General features: G+C 74.2%; 19 protein-coding genes. 10 read left to right on the top strand and 9 right to left on the bottom strand.

The features are described 5' to 3' along the window. Positions 1 to 25: 25 nt before the first annotated feature. The 3 genes from E4P38_RS12390 to E4P38_RS12380 all read right to left on the bottom strand — a co-directional run bounded on the left by E4P38_RS12390 (position 26) and on the right by E4P38_RS12380 (position 3268). Positions 26 to 1318 carry an ABC transporter ATP-binding protein gene (locus E4P38_RS12390; RefSeq protein ID WP_209309076.1) on the bottom strand — a complete coding sequence of 431 codons (1293 nt, stop codon included), beginning with the start codon at positions 1316 to 1318 and terminating at the stop codon, positions 26 to 28. Then, a complete protein-coding gene (locus E4P38_RS12385; protein ID WP_135132122.1) occupies positions 1315 to 2127 on the bottom strand; it encodes an ABC transporter permease in 813 nt (270 codons plus the stop codon). The genes E4P38_RS12390 and E4P38_RS12385 overlap by 4 nt, the downstream gene beginning before the upstream one ends. A 181-nt stretch (positions 2128 to 2308) precedes the next feature. Then, positions 2309 to 3268 (bottom strand): glycosyltransferase family 2 protein, encoded by a 960-nt coding sequence (locus tag E4P38_RS12380; protein WP_135132121.1) that lies wholly within the window; start codon positions 3266 to 3268, stop codon positions 2309 to 2311. 60 nt (positions 3269 to 3328) lie between these two features. On the opposite strand from E4P38_RS12380, the gene E4P38_RS12375 reads away from it, so the two are divergent. After that, the gene (locus E4P38_RS12375) at positions 3329 to 4432 is read left to right on the top strand and encodes a glycosyltransferase family 1 protein (protein WP_135132120.1); all 1104 of its coding nucleotides are present in this window, start codon (positions 3329 to 3331) and stop codon (positions 4430 to 4432) included. Between the two features lie 4 nt (positions 4433 to 4436). On the opposite strand, the gene rfbA is transcribed toward E4P38_RS12375, so the two are convergent. Continuing rightward, the gene (gene rfbA, locus E4P38_RS12370) at positions 4437 to 5303 is read right to left on the bottom strand and encodes a glucose-1-phosphate thymidylyltransferase RfbA (protein ID WP_135132119.1); all 867 of its coding nucleotides are present in this window, start codon (positions 5301 to 5303) and stop codon (positions 4437 to 4439) included. A 111-nt stretch (positions 5304 to 5414) separates the two neighbouring features. Between rfbA and E4P38_RS12365 the strand changes: the two genes are divergently transcribed. The 5 genes from E4P38_RS12365 to E4P38_RS12345 are packed head-to-tail and all read left to right on the top strand — an operon-like array spanning position 5415 to position 10438. Further along, positions 5415 to 6527, top strand: a complete 1113-nt coding sequence (locus E4P38_RS12365) for a glycosyltransferase family 1 protein (protein WP_209309075.1) — start codon at positions 5415 to 5417, stop codon at positions 6525 to 6527. 36 nt (positions 6528 to 6563) lie between these two features. Then, on the top strand, positions 6564 to 7532 hold the full coding sequence (locus E4P38_RS12360; protein ID WP_135132117.1) for a glycosyltransferase family 2 protein: 969 nt from the start codon (positions 6564 to 6566) through the stop codon (positions 7530 to 7532). Positions 7533 to 7554: 22 nt separating this feature from the next. After that, positions 7555 to 8655 carry a mannose-1-phosphate guanylyltransferase gene (locus E4P38_RS12355; RefSeq protein ID WP_135132116.1) on the top strand — a complete coding sequence of 367 codons (1101 nt, stop codon included), beginning with the start codon at positions 7555 to 7557 and terminating at the stop codon, positions 8653 to 8655. Between the two features lie 24 nt (positions 8656 to 8679). Next, on the top strand, positions 8680 to 9450 hold the full coding sequence (locus tag E4P38_RS12350; RefSeq protein ID WP_135132115.1) for an SDR family NAD(P)-dependent oxidoreductase: 771 nt from the start codon (positions 8680 to 8682) through the stop codon (positions 9448 to 9450). Further along, positions 9404 to 10438 (top strand): DNA-3-methyladenine glycosylase 2 family protein, encoded by a 1035-nt coding sequence (locus tag E4P38_RS12345; RefSeq protein WP_245160984.1) that lies wholly within the window; start codon positions 9404 to 9406, stop codon positions 10436 to 10438. Before E4P38_RS12350 ends, E4P38_RS12345 begins: the two co-directional genes overlap by 47 nt. Here E4P38_RS12345 and rfbC read toward each other — a convergent pair. Genes rfbC through cofD form a run of 3 tightly spaced genes read right to left on the bottom strand, consistent with a single transcriptional unit; the run spans position 10435 to position 13081 of the window. Further along, positions 10435 to 11043, bottom strand: a complete 609-nt coding sequence (gene rfbC / locus E4P38_RS12340) for a dTDP-4-dehydrorhamnose 3,5-epimerase (RefSeq protein ID WP_135132114.1) — start codon at positions 11041 to 11043, stop codon at positions 10435 to 10437. The two genes, E4P38_RS12345 and rfbC, sit on opposite strands and share 4 nt — an antisense overlap. 30 nt (positions 11044 to 11073) lie before the next feature. Then, positions 11074 to 12129, bottom strand: a complete 1056-nt coding sequence (locus tag E4P38_RS12335) for a coenzyme F420-0:L-glutamate ligase (RefSeq protein ID WP_135132113.1) — start codon at positions 12127 to 12129, stop codon at positions 11074 to 11076. Then, complete coding sequence (gene cofD / locus E4P38_RS12330; protein WP_245160983.1) at positions 12122 to 13081, bottom strand: 2-phospho-L-lactate transferase; 960 nt, start codon at positions 13079 to 13081, stop codon at positions 12122 to 12124. The genes E4P38_RS12335 and cofD overlap by 8 nt, the downstream gene beginning before the upstream one ends. 378 nt (positions 13082 to 13459) lie before the next feature. Between cofD and E4P38_RS22920 the strand changes: the two genes are divergently transcribed. Further along, positions 13460 to 13741 (top strand): WhiB family transcriptional regulator, encoded by a 282-nt coding sequence (locus E4P38_RS22920; protein WP_245160982.1) that lies wholly within the window; start codon positions 13460 to 13462, stop codon positions 13739 to 13741. 153 nt (positions 13742 to 13894) lie between these two features. Beyond that, positions 13895 to 14674, top strand: coding sequence for a hypothetical protein (locus E4P38_RS12320; protein WP_245160981.1), 780 nt, complete (start codon positions 13895 to 13897; stop codon positions 14672 to 14674). On the opposite strand, the gene E4P38_RS12315 is transcribed toward E4P38_RS12320, so the two are convergent. Continuing rightward, on the bottom strand, positions 14649 to 15557 hold the full coding sequence (locus E4P38_RS12315; RefSeq protein ID WP_135132109.1) for a hypothetical protein: 909 nt from the start codon (positions 15555 to 15557) through the stop codon (positions 14649 to 14651). The genes E4P38_RS12320 and E4P38_RS12315 overlap by 26 nt on opposite strands. Positions 15558 to 15640: 83 nt before the next feature. On the opposite strand from E4P38_RS12315, the gene E4P38_RS12310 reads away from it, so the two are divergent. After that, positions 15641 to 16519 carry a phosphotransferase gene (locus tag E4P38_RS12310; protein ID WP_135132108.1) on the top strand — a complete coding sequence of 293 codons (879 nt, stop codon included), beginning with the start codon at positions 15641 to 15643 and terminating at the stop codon, positions 16517 to 16519. On the opposite strand, the gene E4P38_RS12305 is transcribed toward E4P38_RS12310, so the two are convergent. Next, positions 16516 to 16983: a metallopeptidase family protein gene (locus E4P38_RS12305; protein ID WP_135132107.1), complete on the bottom strand. Its 468-nt coding sequence runs from the start codon at positions 16981 to 16983 to the stop codon at positions 16516 to 16518. The genes E4P38_RS12310 and E4P38_RS12305 overlap by 4 nt on opposite strands. Positions 16984 to 17135: 152 nt before the next feature. Between E4P38_RS12305 and E4P38_RS12300 the strand changes: the two genes are divergently transcribed. Beyond that, positions 17136 to 17489, top strand: coding sequence for a DUF3499 domain-containing protein (locus E4P38_RS12300; RefSeq protein WP_209309074.1), 354 nt, complete (start codon positions 17136 to 17138; stop codon positions 17487 to 17489). Positions 17490 to 17561 lie beyond the last annotated feature (72 nt).

The following is a 17561-nucleotide window of genomic DNA, read 5'->3' as shown; positions in this document are numbered from 1 at the left end:
TCCTTCGGAGGGCCGTCGGACAGGGTCAGGAGGTGGCGGAGCCCAGGGACCAGTTGCCCGTGAGCTTGACCAGGCCGGGTTCGGAGACGTCGTCGGCGCGCACCTTGAGCACGAAGGCGCGGTCCACGTAGTCGTAGGGGTGCCCCTTGTCGACCACCGCCGTCGTCACGAGGAATTCGCCGGGCTGGAGCGGCAGCTCGTCGAGGGCGAAGTCGACGTGTCCCTCGCCCGGTTCGACCGCGTAGGCATGCTCGCCGTAGCCCGAGTTCGGGCCCGCGACCTGCACGCCGCTCTCGGTGGTGAAGCCGAGCCCGAACGTCACCGACGGTAGGGCCTTGGTCGCCCGGTAGCTCATCCGGATCGTGCACGGCTGGCCCGTCGCGAGGAACGGCCGGGGCTTGCCGTCCTGGCCGAGGTAGTCGACCTTGGTCACCCGGATCTCGCCCGACCCGCGCCGCGGGGTCTTGCCCTCGGTCTCGTCGTCGGTGGCCAGGTCGTCGGGGCCGTCCTGGCTGGATGCGGCCTCGCGGCGGTTGACCGCCGCCAGGTACTGGTCGACGACGTCGCGCGAGGGACCGACCGCCTTCAGGGTGCCGCCGTCGAGCCACGCCGCCTCGTCGCACAGGTCGGCGACCAGACCGAGCGAGTGCGTGACCAGGACGATCGTCACGCCGCGGCGGCGGAGCTCGTAGAGGTGGTCGAAGCAGCGGCGCTGGAATTCCTCGTCGCCGACGGCGATGACCTCGTCGACGATGAGGATCTCCGGTTCGAGGTTCACCGCGATGGCGAAGCCGAGCCGGACGTACATGCCCGACGAGTAGACCTTGACGGGTGTGTCGATGAACTCCTCGAGCCCGCTGAACGCGATGATCTTGTCCATCGCGGCGTCGATCTGCTTGCGGGTCATGCCGAGGATCGACCCGTTGAGGTAGATGTTGTCGCGTCCGGACATCTCCGGGTGGAACCCTGCCCCGAGCTCCAGCATCGCCGAGATGCGGCCGTGGTGCTCGATGGTGCCCTCGGTGGGCCGGTGGATGCCGGCCACGAGCTTGAGCAGTGTCGACTTGCCCGAGCCGTTGTGCCCGATCAGGCCGAAGGTCTTCCCACGGGGGATGTCGAGGTCGATGCCCTTGAGCGCCCAGAAGTCGTCGTAGCGCTTCGCGCGCCCGCGCCGGGAGCTGAACAGCTCCTTCACGTTGGTCTTGCGGTCGTTGAACCGCCGGAACCGCTTCTTGACCCCTCGGATCTCGATGGCGATGTCGGCCGCCTGCGGTTCGGCGGCGATCGTCTCCACGTCGGCGGGGTGGAAGACCGTCACAGCTCCTCGCTCACGTCGGCGGACTTGCGCTGGAAGAACGTCCAGCCACCGATCAGCACCAGGACGCTGACCACGGTCAGGTAGGCCAGCCGGCCCCAGCCGGGGAACTCCAGGTGCCAGAGCGCGGACTTGAACGCCTCGATGAAGGCGGTGACGGGGTTGTACTCGTAGAGCCGCAGCCACCCGTGCTTGTCGTACAGGTCGGTGACCAGGGAGATCGGGTAGATGATCGGCGACATGTAGAACAGCAGGCTCAGCAGCACGCTGACGATGTAGCTGACGTCCCGGAAGCGCGCGTTCATCACGGCGAGGAAGAGGCCGATCCCCAGCGAGAACGCGGCCAGCAGGATCATCAGGATCGGGACCAGCAGGAACGTCCAGCTGATGTTGCCGACGACCAGGTAGACCACGAACAGCAGGCCGAACTCGATCGCCGTCTGGTTGAGCACCGCGCCCGCCGAGCCGATCACCGGCGCGAACGGCGGGAAGTAGATCTTGCGGAGCAGGGGACCGGCCATGACGAGGGCGCCCATGCCGCTGGTGGCGACCGACTGGAAGAAGTTCCACACGACCAGGGCGGTGAACAGGTAGACGGTGAAGCTGGTCAGCTCGCCGTTGCCGGCCACCGGCGTGGGGAACTTGATGATGAAGCCGAAGACGAGGCTGTAGATCGCCAACGTGGCCAGCGGGTTGATCAGCGACCAGGCCGAGCCCAGGAGGCTGCCCTTGTACTTGCCCTTGATCTCGCGATTGGCGAAGTTGCCGATCAGTCCGCGGTACTGCCACACCGCCCGAACGGACTGGGTCATACGAGCAGGTCCACCTGTCTTGTCTCCCCGCCACCAACTCACTGCGTGCACGCAGGAGGGTGCGATGTCGAAGTTCGCACCGGGCCTCGACCGTCCACGCTAGCATCGCGCGGCTTGCCGAGCGGCCCGCCTGTGACACGAGGGACGAGGGCGCACCATCGACCCCCCGCCCGTGGGACGGCTACCCGCTGAGCCCCGGATCGACGGGCCTGCCCTTGCCGGGCCGGATGCGCCTCCGCGCCCCGAGGGCCCACGGGAGCAGCCGGCCCGCAGACAGCAGGACGCGCGTCCGGAGGCCTATCCGCAGGTTGTGGGGCTGCTGGGGCGGGCGGGTCAGCACCTGCCGCACGGCGAGCGAGGCCGTGGTGAGGCAGAACCGCACCCAGGCGCGGACGGCGGGGAGGGCCGGCGCGCAGCGGACGAGGAGGAGCAGCCGGTTCCGTTCGTTGTGGAAGGCGAACAGCGGGGACCGCACGTCGGAGCTGGCGGCGTGTCGATGGTGGACGACGGCGGTGGGCTCGTACCGGATCGTCCAGCCGGCCAGGCGCAGCCGCCAGGAGAGGTCGGTGTCCTCGTAGTAGAGGAAGTAGCGCTCGGGGAAGCCGCCGACCTCCCGCGCGGGCCCGCGGCGCAGCAGCGCGGCGCCACCGCTGAAACCGAAGACCTCCGCAGGGCGCGCCACGTCCTCGGGAGCGGCCCCGGCGGCGCGGTCCGCGCCGTAGAGGGTCGGCAGCAGGTCCACCCCGGCGTTGTTGACGCGGGGCGGGTCGGTGCCGTCGAGCAGCAGCAGGGAGGTGATCGCGGCGGCCTCCGGATGGGCCTGCGCCGCGGTCAGGAGGGCCGACAGCCAGGTCGGCTCGGCCCACGCGTCGTTGTTGAGCAGCGCGACGAACTCGGTGCGCGCCGCCTCGAGGCCTAGCTGCGCCCCGCCGGCGAAACCGAGGTTGCGGCTGGTGCGGACGACCTGGACCTGGGGATAGCGCGCGAGGACGTCCGGTGTCTCGTCGGTGGACGCGTTGTCGACGACGAGGACGTCGTGGGGGACGGTCTGCCGGGCGAGGGAGTCCAGGCAGGGGCCGAGCAGGTGCGCGCCCTGCCAGGTGACGACGACGACGGTGACCCCGGGGCCCGGTTCCTGCATGTGGCGGGACGGTAGTCACCGCCGTCGGTCCTGCGGTCACCCGCCGCCTAGGGTCGGGCCATGCGGCTGGACCTGGTCTTGGAGCAGCTCCTGTCGCCCGTGCCCGGAGGAACCGGCAGGTACGCCGCCGAGGTCTGCGCCGCGCTCGTGGCCGGCGCCCCGGCCGACGGCGGGGTGCAGGGCTGGACGGCCTGGCACCGGGACACGACCGCGGCGCGGGTGCCGGGTGCGCCGTCGAACCGGCGCCTCGCGCTGCCCCGCCGTCCGCTGGTGGCGGCCTGGGAACGCGGGGTCCCCGTCGGCCCGCGCGGCGGCGACCTCGTGCACGCGCCGACCCTGCTGGCGCCGCCGCGAGGGGACCGCCCGCTGGTGGTGACCATCCATGACGCCGTCCCCTGGACGCACCCGGAGACCCTGACCCCCCGGGGCGTGCACTGGCACCGCCGCATGGCCGAGCGGGTGGCCGCGACGGCCGACGCGATCGTGGTGCCGACGCAGGCGGTGGCCGACGAGCTCGCCCGGTTCCTCTCGCTGCCCGACCGGGTCGTGGTGACGGGGGCCGGGGTCGGCGCCGCCCTCGACGACCGGCCGGACGCGGCTGCCCGTCGCGAGCGTCTCGGGGTGCCGGCGGGGGAGTACCTGCTCACGGTGGCGACGCTGGAGCCCCGGAAGGGACTCGACGTCCTCCTCGCCGCGCTGGCCCAGCGGCCGGCCGGCCTGCCCCCGCTGATGGTCGTGGGCCAGGCGGGCTGGGGCGGTGTGCAGCCGGACGCCATGGCGCGCGACCTCGGCCTGCCCGACGGGCAGGTCCGGCTGCTGGGGCGGTTGTCGGACGCCGACCTGGCCGCCGTCCTGCATGGCGCGACGGCGCTCGTTGCGCCGAGCCGGGCCGAGGGTTTCGGGCTCCCGGTCCTGGAGGCGATGGCCGCGGGCGTGCCGGTGGTCTCCTCCGACGCCCCGGCCCTGGTGGAGGTGGGCGGGGGTGCGACGGTCGTGACGCCCGTGGGCGACGCCCGCGCGCTCGCCGCAGCCCTCGGGGACCTGATGGGCGACGAGGCCCGCAGAGCGGAACTGGTCCCCGCCGGACGACGCAGGGCCGCCGACTTCTCCTGGGAGAACGTCGCGGAACAGCTCTGGCAGCTCTACGCCGAACTGGCCGGCTGAACCGTCAGCGTCCGGCCATGACCCCGAGCAGGTAGTCGCCGTAGCCGCTCTTCTGCAGCGGCCTCGCCAGGGCCTCCAGCTGCTGGTCGTCGATGAAGCCGCGCCGCCAGGCGATCTCCTCGATGCAGCCGATCTTCCAGCCCTGCCGCTCCTCGACGACCCGCACGAACTCGGCCGCCTGCATCATCGAGGCGTGCGTGCCTGTGTCGAGCCACGCGGTGCCGCGCTCCAGCACCGTGACGGTGAGCTCGCCCCGGCGGAGGTACTCGTCGTTGATCGCGGTGATCTCGAGCTCGCCGCGAGCGCTCGGCTGGATCTTCGCGGCGATGTCGACGACCTGGTTGTCGTAGAAGTACAGGCCGGGGACGGCGTAGGAGCTCTTCGGCTTCGCGGGCTTCTCCTCGATGGAGATGACCCGGCCGGAGTCGTCGAACTCCACGACGCCGTACTCGCTGGGGTTGGCCACGTGGTAGGCGTAGACGTGCCCGCCGACCGGGTCGGTGTTGTTCCGCAGGCTCTCGCCGAGGCCGGTGCCGTAGAAGATGTTGTCGCCGAGAACCAGGGCGACGGACTCCTCGCCGATGAACTCCGCGCCGATGATGAACGCCTGCGCGAGCCCCTCCGGCCGGGGCTGGACGGCGTAGCTGATCTCGATGCCCACGTCGGCCCCGTCGCCGAGCAGCCGCTGGAAGCCGGCCTGGTCCTCGGGGGTCGTGATGATCAGGACCTCGCGGATCCCGGCATTCATCAGCAGGGAGAGCGGGTAGTAGATCATCGGCTTGTCGTAGATCGGCATCAGCTGCTTGCTGATGGCCTTGGTGATCGGATAGAGCCGGGTGCCACTGCCGCCCGCAAGGATGATGCCGCGCATGGGGGCAGCGTATCGGCGGGCGGCGCCGGTCTCCCCTCGTAGGCTCTGATCGCGCCCCGTGCCCCCCGTATCCCTCCGTCCCAGGAGTTCCTGCTGCCGAACCAACCGCGCGTGGTCGTCGATGCGACGGCGGTCCCACCGGACCGGGGCGGCGTGGGCCGCTACGTCGACGAGCTGCTGCCCGCGCTGGTCGAGGAGGGCGCCGACCTCGCGGTGGTGGTCCAGGCCCACGACGTCGATCACTACCGCGCGCTGCTGCCGGGCGTGGACCTGCTCGCCGCGCCGGCCGCGATCGCGCGGACGCCGGTTCGGTTCGCCTGGGAGCAGACGGGACTGCCGGCCCTGGTCCGGCGCAGCCGGGCCGACGTGCTGCACAGCCCGCACTACACGATGCCGCTGGTCGCCGGTGTGCCCGTGGTGGCGACGCTGCACGACGCGACCTTCTTCACCCATCCCGACGTCCACCTGGCGGTCAAGCGGCAGTTCTTCCGCACCTGGACGCGGGTCTCGCTGCGGCGCGCCCGCCGGTGCGTGACCCCGTCGGCGGCCACCCGGGACGAGCTGGTGCGGGTCGCCGGCGCCCGCGCCGACCGGATCGACGTGGCCCACCTCGGCGTCGACGCGCGTCGCTTCCACGTGCCGTCGGACGCCGAGCGGGCCGCCCTCCGCGGCCACCTCGGGCTGACCGGCCGCTACGTGGCCTTCCTCGGGACGCTGGAACCGCGGAAGAACGCCGCCGCGCTCGTGCGCGGCTGGGTGCAGGCCGTGGCCGGGACGGAGGATCCCCCGGCGCTGGTGCTGGCCGGCGGCCGCGGCTGGGACGAGGAGATCGAGCGGGCGGCTGCGGAGGTGCCCGCGGGTCTGACCCTGCTCCGGCCGGGCTACCTCCCGCTGGAGCTGCTCGCCGGCCTGCTGGGCGACGCGGAGCTGGTCGCCTACCCGAGCCTCGGCGAGGGCTTCGGGCTGCCGGTGCTCGAGGCGATGGCCTGCGGCGCGGCGGTGCTGACGACCCGGATCCTCTCGCTGCCCGAGGTCGGCGGGGACGCCGTGGCCTACACCGAGCCGGATCCCGCCTCCATCGCCGCGGCACTGGAGAGCCTGCTCGCGGACCCGGTCCGACGGCACGAACTGGGCGAGGCGGCCCGTGCCCGGGCGGCGCTGTTCGACTGGCGCGCCTGCGCCCGGGCCCACCTGTCGAGCTACACGACCGCCGCCGGGTCCTGAGCGGCGCTCCCGGTGCCGGACCGTAGGGTCGCGGGCGTGGGGACCGAACCGGAGGAGCTGCCGCTCCGCGTCGTCGCGGTCACCTACTCGCCGGGGGAGTCCCTCGACGGCTTCCTGACCTCGCTGGCCACCGCGACGACCCGCCCGGTCGAGGTGGTGCTGGCCGACAACGGGTCCACCGACGGGGCGCCGCAGGCCGCCGCCGAGCGGTATCCCTCGGTGTGCGTGCTGCCCACCGGCGGCAACGTGGGCTACGGGCCCGCCGCCAACGCCGGTCTCGCCGACCGCGAGTCGGGCTGGGCCGTGGTCGCCAACCCCGACATCAGGTTCGAGCCGGGCGCCGTCGACGAGCTCATCGCCGTCGCCGCCCGCTGGCCGCGCGCCGCGACGGTGGGGCCGGCGATCCGCACCCCCGACGGGCAGCTCTACCCCTCGGCCCGCGACCTCCCCGCGCTGTCGACCGGGATCGGGCACGCGCTGCTGGGCTGGGTGTGGCCCGCCAACCCCTGGACCGCGCGCTACCGGCGCGAGCGGGAGGCCCCCCGCGAGCGGACCGCCGGCTGGCTGTCCGGTTCCTGCTTCCTGGTCGACCTGGAGGCCTTCCACTCCGTGGGTGGCTTCGACCCCGGCTACTTCATGTACTTCGAGGACGTCGACCTCGCGGCCCGGCTCGGCGAACGCGGCTGGCTGCACGTCTACGCGCCGTCCGCGGTCGTGGAGCACGAGGGCGGCCACGCCACCCGCCGCGATCCGCACCGCATGCAGCGGGTCCACCACACCAGCGCCCTGCGCTACCTGGCCCGCCGTTATCCGGGGCGCCTCAACGCTCCCCTGCGCGGTGCGCTCCGGGCGGGGCTGGGCGGTCGGATGCTGGTCTCCTACGTGAGCGCGCGCGTGGGCGCCGGGGCGCAGCCGCAGCGCTCGGCCGACGAGCTGCCCCGCCGTCGCCGGCGGCCGTGGCGCCGGAGTGCCGGCGGCCCCGGCACGATGCCGCCCGGTCGTTGACCCCCGTCGAGAGGACGCCGACGTGCGCCACGCAGTGATCATGGCCGGCGGCTCCGGCACGAGGCTGTGGCCGTTGTCGCGCGCCGAGCGTCCCAAGCAGCTGCTCGACGTCCTCACCGGCGAGGACGGCGGCGCCCACAGCCTGCTCGCCGAGGCGTTCGACCGGCTCCGCGCCGTGCTCCCGGCCGAGCGGATCTGGGTGTGCACCGCCGCCCGCTACGGCGAGATGGTCCGCGCGGCGCTGCCGGAGCTGCGCGCCGACCGGCTGATCCTGGAGCCCGTCGCCCGCGACACGGCGAACGCGGTGGGTCTGACCGCGGCGCTGGTCGCCGACGTCGACCCCGACGCCGAGCTGGCCGTCGTGAGCGCGGACCACGTCATCCGCCCGGTGGAGCGCTTCGCCGCGACCCTGGAGACGGCCTACGACGCCCTCGCCGTCCGCCCGGACTCGCTGGTCACCCTCGGGATCACCCCGACGACGCCGGCCACCGGCTTCGGGTACGTGCAGCGCGGTGCGCCCACCGAGGTGCCCGGGGTCTCCGAGGCGGCCGCGTTCCGGGAGAAGCCCGATCGGGCCACTGCCGAGGCCTACCTCGCGTCGGGGGAGTACCTCTGGAACTCCGGCATGTTCGTCTGGCGCGCCCGGACGGTGCTCGACGCGCTGGCCGAGCACCTGCCCGAGACGGCCGAGGGTCTGCGCCGCATCGTGGGCGCGGCGCCGGGTCCCGATCGGGACGCCGTCCTGGCGGAGGTCTTCCCGACCCTGCCCAAGATCAGCGTCGACTACGCCGTGCTCGAGCCGGCCGCCACCGAGCCGGGCCGGGTCCTGGTGGCCGATCTCGACGTCGACTGGCTGGACGTCGGCTCGTGGCCCGCGCTCGCGCACACGCTGGACGTCGACGCGGCCGGCAACGCCGTCCGCGGGCTGACGGTCGTGCTCGACGGATCCGGCAACATCGTGCTGAGCGACGATCCGGAGCACGTCATCGCCCTGGTCGGCGTGCGCGACAGCGTGGTCGTGCACACCGCCGACGTGACGATGGTCTGCCCGGTCGGCGACGCCGAGCGGGTCAAGCAGCTGCTGGCCGCGGTCGAGGAACGGCACGGCCTCCGGTACAGCTGAGGGGCATGGCTAGCCTCCGGTGGCATGAAGAGCTTCGACGTCGCAGCCGTGGTCACCGGAGGAGCCTCCGGGCTCGGTGAGGCCACCACCCGCGCACTGGCCGCCAAGGGCGCCGCCGTGACCATCCTCGACCTGCAGGAGGACCGAGGCCAGGCGCTGGCCGCGGAGCTCGGCGGGCACACCACCTTCGTCCGCACCGACGTGACCGACGAGGCCTCGGTGCAGGCCGCGATCGCCGACGCGACCGGCAAGGACCGGCCGCTGCGCATCGCCGTGCAGTGCGCCGGCATCGCCTGGGCGCAGCGCACCGTGGGCCGCGGCGGCGAGCCGCACGACCTCGGTGCCTTCAGCCGCACGGTGATGGTGAACCTGGTCGGCACGTTCAACGTGCTGCGCCTCGCGGCCGCCGCGATGTCGGCCACCGAGCCCGACGAGGACGGCGAGCGCGGGGTCATCGTCAACACCGCCTCGATCGCGGCCTACGACGGCCAGATCGGGCAGATCGCCTACGCCGCGTCCAAGGGCGGCGTCGTCGGCATGACCCTCCCGGCCGCTCGCGACCTGGCCACCATCGGCGTCCGCGTGTGCACCATCGCCCCCGGTCTGGTGGACACGCCGATGATGGCCGGCATGCCGGAGGAGCAGCGGCAGCAGCTCGCCTCGGGCATACCCTTCCCGAAGCGTCTCGCCCAGCCGTCGGACTACGCCCAGCTGGCGCTGGCCATCGTCGAGCACGGCTACCTCAACGGTGAGGTCATCCGGATGGACGGCGCGCTGCGGATGGCACCTCGCTGAGGCTGGGCCCGCCTGCTGTCCGGACCACCTGACCGCACCACCCCGGGGGAACGTCCTGAGCACCGCCACGCTGGCCGCACCGGCCCACGAGTCCGTCTTCACCCCGGACTGGCCACTGGAGCTGGGACGGGCGCTGTCCCCGCACCGCCGCGGCACCGGTGACCCGACGATGCGGGTGGCCGACGACGGGCTGTGGCGGACGACGACGACGCCCGACGGCCCGGCGACCGTGCGCATCGCGGTCGGCTCCGGTGCGGTGCGGATCTCGGCATGGGGCCCGGGAGCCGACCGGGCCGGGACGGCGGTGCCCGAGTGGCTGGGTGCCGCCGACCGGCCCGACGGCTTCGATCCCGCGGGGCACCCGGTGGTCACCGAGCTGCACCGGACGGCGCGGTGGCTGCGGCTCGGCCGGACCGGCCGCACGTGGGACGCGCTCGTCCCCGCCGTCCTGGAGCAGAAGGTGACCATGGTCGAGGCCAACCGGGTGTGGCGCGAGCTGCTGCGGCTGGCCGGTGAGCCGGCGCCCGGCCCGGCGCCCGACGGCATGCGGGTGCCGCCGTCGCCCCAGCGGGTGCTGGACGTGACCGACTGGCAGTGGCATGCCTGCGGTCTGGACGGCGCCCGGCGCCGGGCGCTGCGGGCGGTGGCCTCGGTCGCCTCGCGGCTGGAGCCGGAGGTCGCGGGCGAGTCGGCCGCGCTGCAGCGCCGGCTCTGCTCGATCCCGGGCATCGGCGTCTGGACGGCGGCGGAGGTGGTGCAGCGGACGCTGGGCTGCCCTGACACGGTCAGCGTCGGCGACTACCACCTGAAGAACATCGTCGGCTGGGCGCTGGCCGGGCGGAGGAACACCGACGACGCCGGGATGCTGGAACTGCTCGAGCCGTGGCGCGGGCACCGGCAGCGCGTCGTGCGGCTGCTGCTCACCGGCGGCTCCCGGCGGCCGCGGCGGGGCCCTCGTTTCGCGCCGACGAACTACCGGTCGATCTAGCCGGCGGCGGCGCGCAGCTCCGCGTAGCGGGCGGCGCACTGCTCCATGGTCGGCAGCAGGCCCTGCTCCTGCGCCTCGGCGAGGGTGGGGGCGGCCTGGTCCTTCGCGGAGAACTCGAACTCGATGGCGGTCGGCCAGGGCAGGTCCAGGGCCGGGTCCATGGGGTTGATGCCGAACTCGCGGCCCGGGGAGTACCCGGAGGACACGAGGTAGGTGACCGAGCTGTTGTCGGCCAGTGACACGAACGCGTGGCCCAGCCCCTCCGCGAGGTAGACCGCGCTCGGCTGCTCGCTGTCGAGGACGACGGCGTCGTGGACGCCGAAGGTGGGGGAGCCGACCCGGATGTCGACGATCACGTCGAGCACCTTGCCCGCGGGGCAGTAGACGTACTTCGCCTGACCGGGGGGCACGAGCGCGAAGTGCACCCCCCGCAGGACGCCGCGGGCGGAGACGCTGTGGTTGGCCTGCGCCAGGGTCAGGCCGAAGCCGGTCTCCTTCGCCAGGACGTCGGCCCGGTACCACTCGGTGAACCGGCCGCGGGAGTCCCCGTGCGGCACGAGGTCGAGCGCGTAGCTGTCGGGAACGGCGAGCTCACGGATCTCCACGGGTGCCGACGCTAATAGAACGGTGCCGGGTCAGCCGGGCGGGGTGCCCAGCCACAGCCGGCCGACGAGCGAGGTGCCGCCCGGCGTGCCCACCGGCTCCCAGCGGGTCGTCCAGCCCTCCGCGTGCAGCTGCACGATCGCAGCGCCCAGCAGGGCGCCGAGGCTGACGGCCGTCGTGGTGGTCACCGCGTCGGTGAGGTGGACGTCGACCACCCCGTCGCCCTCGCCCCCGTAGCGCAGGACGACCGGGAACTCCGGGAGCGCGGCGCTGGCGACCCGGAACGCCTCGGCGACCGCGTCGAGCTCACCGGCCCGCGGGACGAGTTCGGCGCTCGGCCGGCGGGAGCCCACCAGGTCGCGGGCGCCGTAGGGGAAGAGGTCGTCGGCCGGCAGGCGGACCAGCGGCCGGGTGCCGGTGTCGGGAGAGGCCTGCTCGAAGGCGAGCCCGCGGATCACCGCGACCGGGACGCCGCCGAGCTTGCCCTTCACGAGGTCGGCCGCCGAGGCCAGCTCGTCCACCACCGCCGTACGCGTCGTCTCCAGGCGGTTGCCGAAGCCGTCGACCGCGCCGCGGTGGTCGATCAGGGCCGGGATGCCCGCGGCACCGACCGCGACGTCGGTGAGCCCCTCGCGCCACGTCCGGCCGAACGTGTCGCTGACCACGACCGCGACGTCCACGCCGAGGAGCTCGCCGAGCCGGTCCCGGAGCGCCCGCGCCGAGGCGTCGCCGTCCTCGGGCAGGAGGACCAGGGCGTCCTGTCCGACGTTGGACGCGTCGATGCCGGCCGCGGCGACGACCCAGCCCTGCCGGGTCTGCACGATCGCCAGGGGTCCGCGGCGGGCCACCACGCGCACGGCCTCGTCCTCCACCGCCTGCAGCCGCAGCTTCTCCCGGTCCGCGCCCGGCGGGACGTGCACCAGCCGGCCCTCGACCTTCGACACCACCTTGGACGTGACGACGACGACGTCGCCGTCGGCCAGCCAGGGGGCGGCGGCCGCGACGGCGGCGGCGAGGTCGTCGCCGGGCCGGAACTCGGGCAGCCCGGCCACCGGCAGGACCGACAGGCCCCCCGGCGGTCTAGACACCGGCTGCGTCCAGCGCGGCCCGGGCCAGGTTCGCGGTCGCCTCGGGGGAGTTCATCAGCAGCGGCACCCGGCGGACGTCGACACCGCCGACGTCGGCCGCGTCGTCGGGGGCGACCAGCCAGGTGTCGAGCAGGCCGCCGTCGGAGCGGGCGCCGTAGTGCCGGCCGACCCCCTCCGCGCTCACCTCGATACCGAGCGCCGGCAGGCAGCGGTCGGCCATCCCGCGGACCACGGCGCCGCCGACGATGGGGGAGATCCCCACGATGCGGGCGGGTGACCCCAGCAGCGCGGCTCGGATGCCGGGCACGCCGAGGATCGTGCCGATGGAGACGACCGGGTTCGACGGGGCCAGCAGGACGGCGTCGGCAGCCGCGAAGGCCTCCGTCACGCCCGGGCCCGGCAGGGCGGCGTCGACACCCACCTGGACGAACGCCGACGGGTCGGGCGCCGCGCGGAGTCGCACCCACCACTCCTGGAAGTGGATCGCCCGCTGGCGGCCGGTGTCGGGATCGGGGACCACGACGTGGGTCTCCACCCGCTGGTCGCTCATGGGCAGCAGGGTCACGCCGGGCTGCCAGCGCTCCGCGAGAGCGGTCGTCACCGCCGAGAGGGGGTATCCGGCGTCGAGCATGCGTGTCCGGATCAGGTGCGTGGCGAGATCCCGGTCACCCAGACCGAACCAGGACGGGTCCGCGTCGTAGGCGGCGAGCTCGGCCTTGACCGTCCAGCTCTCGCCCGCGCGGCCCCAGCCGCGCTCCTCGTCGATGCCGCCGCCGAGGGTGTACATCACGGTGTCGAGGTCCGGGCAGATGCGGAGGCCGTGCATCGTCACGTCGTCCCCGGTGTTCACGACGACCGTGATCCCGGCCTCCGGCGCCGCGGCGCGTACTCCACGGAGAAAACGAGCCCCTCCGGTGCCTCCGGCCAGCACGACGATCTCCACGAAACACATCGTGCCCGATAGGCAGTTGTCGACTGTTCCACGGGCGTGTCATGGGTTGGGACGAGATCTGACGAACGCCTGTGACGCGTGTGCCTGGTGTGGCGTGTCGCTTACACCGGGCGAAGTTGACGGGCGGGCAACGACACGCGTGTAATTCCGGCGATGTCATCGAGTGCACAGCGGACCGGGAACCTCCCGGGAACCGCGCACCGGGGCGAAAGCGAGAGGGGACGCATCGTCATGGCGGAGGTGTCGTGGTTGAGCGATTACGTCAGTTCGAACGACCGGTCTTCGGACCGGTTCGGAACGGGCGCCGGCCAGGGCACGGGCGGCCATGGTCAGGCGTCTGCGTTCGGCGGTCCGGGTTTCGGCGGGCAGGGCTTCGGGATGAACCAGGGGATCGGCGGGCAGGGCATCGCCGGCCTGCTGGGGATCGGGACCGAGGGCGACGCCCAGTCCTGGCAAGAGCAGGCGCTCTGCGCCGAGACCGACCCTGAGGCGTTCTTCCCCGAGAAGGGCGGCTCGACCCGCGAGGCCAAGAAGATCTGCACCGGGTGCGAGGTCAAGGCCCAGTGCCTGGAGTACGCCCTCGCCAACGACGAGCGGTTCGGCATCTGGGGCGGGCTGTCGGAGCGTGAGCGCCGCCGCCTGCGCCGCCGCGCCGTCTGAGAAAGGACCCCGTCCTCCCCACCCTTCGCAGGCTCAGGGCGGGACCCGGGACGGGGCCGAACAGCGCGGCTGTGGTCGTATGCGGGGGTGTTCACCCGGGTCGCGATCGGACGCGCGCGGGTGGTCCGGGAGGTCCGTGCCGCAGGACCGCTGATGGCCGCGCTGCGCGCCCCCGTCACCGCGCGCGGACCGTGGCTCACCGCCGTCCTCAATGCGGGGGCAGCCACCCGGCTCTCCGGACGGCCCGTCGCCGTGGTCGTGGAGGCGCACCGGCAGGGCCGCCCGGACGCCGCCGCGTTCCTGCTCCTGCGGCGCCGCGGCCCCACCACCGTCGTGACGCTGCTGTGCGACGCCGCCGGCCCCGTTCCGCCGGGCAGCCCGCCGGGGCGCCTCCTGGCTCGTGACGAGGAGATGGCGGGCCTGCTCGCCGAGGGACTCGCCGACCTGCTCGGCTCGCTGCGTCGGCCCCGGCTGCTCCGCCTGGCCGGCCTCCCGCTCGGCGACCCCACGGCGAGGGCGCTCGCGGCCCGGCTGCCCGACGGCGTCATCGCCACCGCACGCACCCACCGCCTGGTCGACGACCTCGACGACGTCGGCCCGGTGATCCGCACCCGTGACCCCCGCGAGGTCGACCGGTGGCTCCCGGCGCTGACGGCGCGGGAGCACGGTCGCCGGGTCCGGGGCTTCCTGCGGGCCACCGCCCGCCTGCACGCCGCGATCGGTCAGGTCGAGCTCGCCGTCGTGGCCGATGGCGAGGTCCCCCGCGCCGCGTTGCTCACGCTGCTCGACGGCACCGACCGGCGGCCCTGGTGGGGCTTCGGCGAGGGGCAGCCGCTGCGCACCGAGCTGGGCTTCCCCGCCGTGCGGCTCACCGACCCGGCCCGCGACTGGCCTCCGGTCCCGCGGCTCAGGAGTCGGACCGCAGCACGCTGACGTCGTCGACCGTGTCCGCACGCCCGGAGCCGAGCTCCAGGACGCCGTCGGCCGGCCGCCACCCGCGCCCGGCGCCCGCGTCGGCCGGTGCGACGGTGATCCGCAGCTCGTAGACCCGGCCGGTGGGCGTCGGCGCGCTGCCGTTGGGCCGCAGCTCGGTGGGGAACCGGCCGGTGACGCGCAGGCCGTCGCCCTCGCGGTCGACGACGAGCTCGGGGGAGGCCAGCTCCGCGTACTCCGTCTGCGTCCGCGTGCAGCCCGCGGCGACCGGATCCGGGGGCGCCTCGCCGGTCAGGCAGTTGAACGTGGGGAACTCGACGTGCGCGCGTGCCTGCTCCCCGTCGGTCGACACCTCGACGACCGGATAGGTGGCGGTGACCCCCACCGCCCGCGGCTCCAGGACGAGCCCGCCGAAGGTCAGCCGTGCGGCTGCGCCGTCCCGGTCGCGGGTGGCGTCGGCCGAGGACGAGTGCCCGCGGCGGCCGTCCGGCCGCGACGCCGCCGCGACGGCCGCGGCCGCCCCGACGAGCAGCAGGGCGGTGACGGCCATCGACGCGAGGACGACGACGGTGTCCCGACGTGCCCGCGGAAGTGGCACGGGGGCCGGTGGTGCCGGAACGGGGGGTGCGGTGAGCGCGGCCCAGCCCGTGTGCGGTGCCGCGCCGGCCGAGCCCGGTGGTGTCTCCAGGAAGCCGGGCAGGTCGTCGACGGCCAGCCCCTCCGGCGCGGCCGCGGGCGCCGCGGCCGGGTGGTCGGCGACCCGCCGCCGGAGGACCAGTGCGGCCGTCAGTCCGGCCAGGAGGACCCCGAGGACCCCGACGACGATGCCGAGCGCGAACCAGGGCACCGTCGCGCTGCCGGCAGCCGCCGCGGGGATGTCCATCCCGCCCAGCATCGCAGGGGCCGCGAGCCGACCCGGGCGCGCCCTGGTGCCTGGAAGCGGGCTCCGCTGGGACGATTCCGGCGATGAGCACTTCCGGAAGTTCCGCGGCCGGTGACCCCGGTGGCAGGCTCGGTGCGCTCCTGGTCGACCTGGGAGTGGCACAGCCGCTGCTCGCCGTGACCGACCTGGGCGCGCGGCTGGGCATCGTCCAGGGCGTGCTCGCCGACCGGATCCTCGACCTGGCCGTGACCGAGAGCGGGCGCCTGCGGTTGCGGGCGGAGCTGCGGGGACGACGGTGGGCCGAGGAGCGCGGCATCGGCGTTCCGGAGGTGCTCGCGGCGGCCGACGACTGCCGCTGGCTGCTCTCACGGCGGGTCCGTCCCGGCCCGGCGGGCGGCACCCGCTGGACGGAGGAGGCGATCGAGGCCGCCGTCCGCGTCGCACCGCCGCCGGTACCCCCGGGGGAGCCGTGGCAGGTGTCGCAGGGACCGGCCCTGAGCCGGGCCCGCGCTTCTGTCCAGGACGCCGGCCGGCTTGTGCGCGGGGGTGTTCCGCTGGCCGAGCTGCGAGCGGTGCGGACGGCGGCACGCCAACTGCCGCTGGCCGAGGTCGGCCACGGCGACCTCCGCGCCGCGAACGCGGTCATGGACGAGGAGCTGGGCCGGCTGGTCGTGCTCGAGTGGACCGGGGTCGAGGCCGGCCCGCGGCACCGGGACCTGCTGACGCTCTGGGCGACCACCGCGGGGGAGCAGGACCGGGGGCTGATCGCCGAGGTCGTCGTGGAGCGCACCGCCGGCTGGGAGGAGCCCGACGTGGGTGTCCTCTGGCACGCGGTGGCCTTCGAGCAGCTGGTCGCGCGGATCACCCGGCCCGACCGCGGAGACGGCCTCGACGCGGCGTTCGCGCGGGCCAGGCTCGCCGAGGCCCGGTCCCTGGCCCGCGAACTGGGCAGCCCGCTCTAGCCGCCGGGGTCGATCTCCTCCGGGTCACGGCCCAGCAGGACCGCCACCTGGTCGACGACCACGTCGCGCACCAGGTCGGCGAGGTCCTCGCGGTCGTGCGCGCGGATCTCCAGCGGTCGCCGGTACACCACGATGCGCGGCGGCACCTCGCGCCCGTCCTCCCGGTGCGCGGGCAGGACGCGGGCCAGCGGCACGCTGCCGTCGTCGAGCACGTCGGCGTCCAGGACGGCGTCCTCCGGGGTGATGTGCTCGACCCACGGCACGTCCTCGACGGCGAACTCCACGCCGGCCAGCTCCCGCTCCCAGCGGCGCTCCAGTTCCTCGACCGCGTCGAGGACGAGGTCGTCGAACTGCTCGGCGCGGCTGCGGGCCAGTGGGACCTCGGCCGGAACCAGGCGACCGCGCAGGCCGCGGCCGTGCCGGTCGCGGCGGGAAGGGCTGGAACGGCGTGGTGGGCGGCTCATTTGGGGGCGAGCCTACGGCCGTCGAACGGTGCCGGACCGGTGTCGGGGCCCACGGGGTCATCGTGCAGGATGGTGCGTCCCCACCCGATTACCCCGCGTGCCTGCTGCGGACGACCGCTGCGCAGGTTTACTGTGCTGTCCGTGAGGATCCGGTGGTGAGGCAGTCACGTCGCTGTTCGCGCAGCGGCTGCGCGCAACCGGCAGCGGCGACTCTGACCTACGTGTACGCGGAGTCGACCGCCGTCGTCGGCCCGTTGGCGACCTATTCGGAACCGCACAGCTACGACCTGTGCGAGTTCCACGCCGGGCGCCTGACGGTGCCCCGCGGCTGGGACGTCGTCCGTCACGAGATCGACCTCGACGATGCCGGCCCCACCGGCGACGACCTGCTCGCCCTCGCCGACGCGGTCCGCGAGGCCGCTCGTCCCGAGCCCCCGCGCAACCCCGCCGACGACGGCGGTGGCTTCCGCCGCGGCCATCTCCGGGTCCTTCCCGACATCACCTGAAAGAGGACCACCCTTCCCCTCGCGCTTTTCGGCCTCGTCCGGAGGCTCGGCCCGAGCGTGCGAGGGCTGAGG

The sequence above is a fragment of the Blastococcus sp. CT_GayMR16 genome (assembly GCF_004570875.1).
GTDB lineage: Bacteria > Actinomycetota > Actinomycetes > Mycobacteriales > Geodermatophilaceae > Blastococcus_B.
The sequence above is the reverse complement of the archived record's forward strand: the minus strand, read 5'-3'. Positions and strand labels throughout refer to the sequence as shown.

Excerpts from the sequence above, each read along its gene's own strand:
- E4P38_RS12385 (WP_135132122.1), bottom strand. The coding sequence starts at position 2,127 with ATGACCCAGTCCGTTCGGGCGGTGTGGCAGTACCGCGGACTGATCGGC.
- E4P38_RS12380 (WP_135132121.1), bottom strand. The coding sequence starts at position 3,268 with ATGCAGGAACCGGGCCCCGGGGTCACCGTCGTCGTCGTCACCTGGCAG.
- E4P38_RS12375 (WP_135132120.1), top strand. The coding sequence starts at position 3,329 with ATGCGGCTGGACCTGGTCTTGGAGCAGCTCCTGTCGCCCGTGCCCGGA.
- rfbA (WP_135132119.1), bottom strand. The coding sequence starts at position 5,303 with ATGCGCGGCATCATCCTTGCGGGCGGCAGTGGCACCCGGCTCTATCCG.
- E4P38_RS12350 (WP_135132115.1), top strand. The coding sequence starts at position 8,680 with ATGAAGAGCTTCGACGTCGCAGCCGTGGTCACCGGAGGAGCCTCCGGG.
- cofD (WP_245160983.1), bottom strand. The coding sequence starts at position 13,081 with ATGTGTTTCGTGGAGATCGTCGTGCTGGCCGGAGGCACCGGAGGGGCT.
- E4P38_RS22920 (WP_245160982.1), top strand. The coding sequence starts at position 13,460 with ATGAACCAGGGGATCGGCGGGCAGGGCATCGCCGGCCTGCTGGGGATC.
- E4P38_RS12320 (WP_245160981.1), top strand. The coding sequence starts at position 13,895 with ATGGCCGCGCTGCGCGCCCCCGTCACCGCGCGCGGACCGTGGCTCACC.
- E4P38_RS12315 (WP_135132109.1), bottom strand. The coding sequence starts at position 15,557 with ATGGACATCCCCGCGGCGGCTGCCGGCAGCGCGACGGTGCCCTGGTTC.
- E4P38_RS12310 (WP_135132108.1), top strand. The coding sequence starts at position 15,641 with ATGAGCACTTCCGGAAGTTCCGCGGCCGGTGACCCCGGTGGCAGGCTC.
- E4P38_RS12305 (WP_135132107.1), bottom strand. The coding sequence starts at position 16,983 with ATGAGCCGCCCACCACGCCGTTCCAGCCCTTCCCGCCGCGACCGGCAC.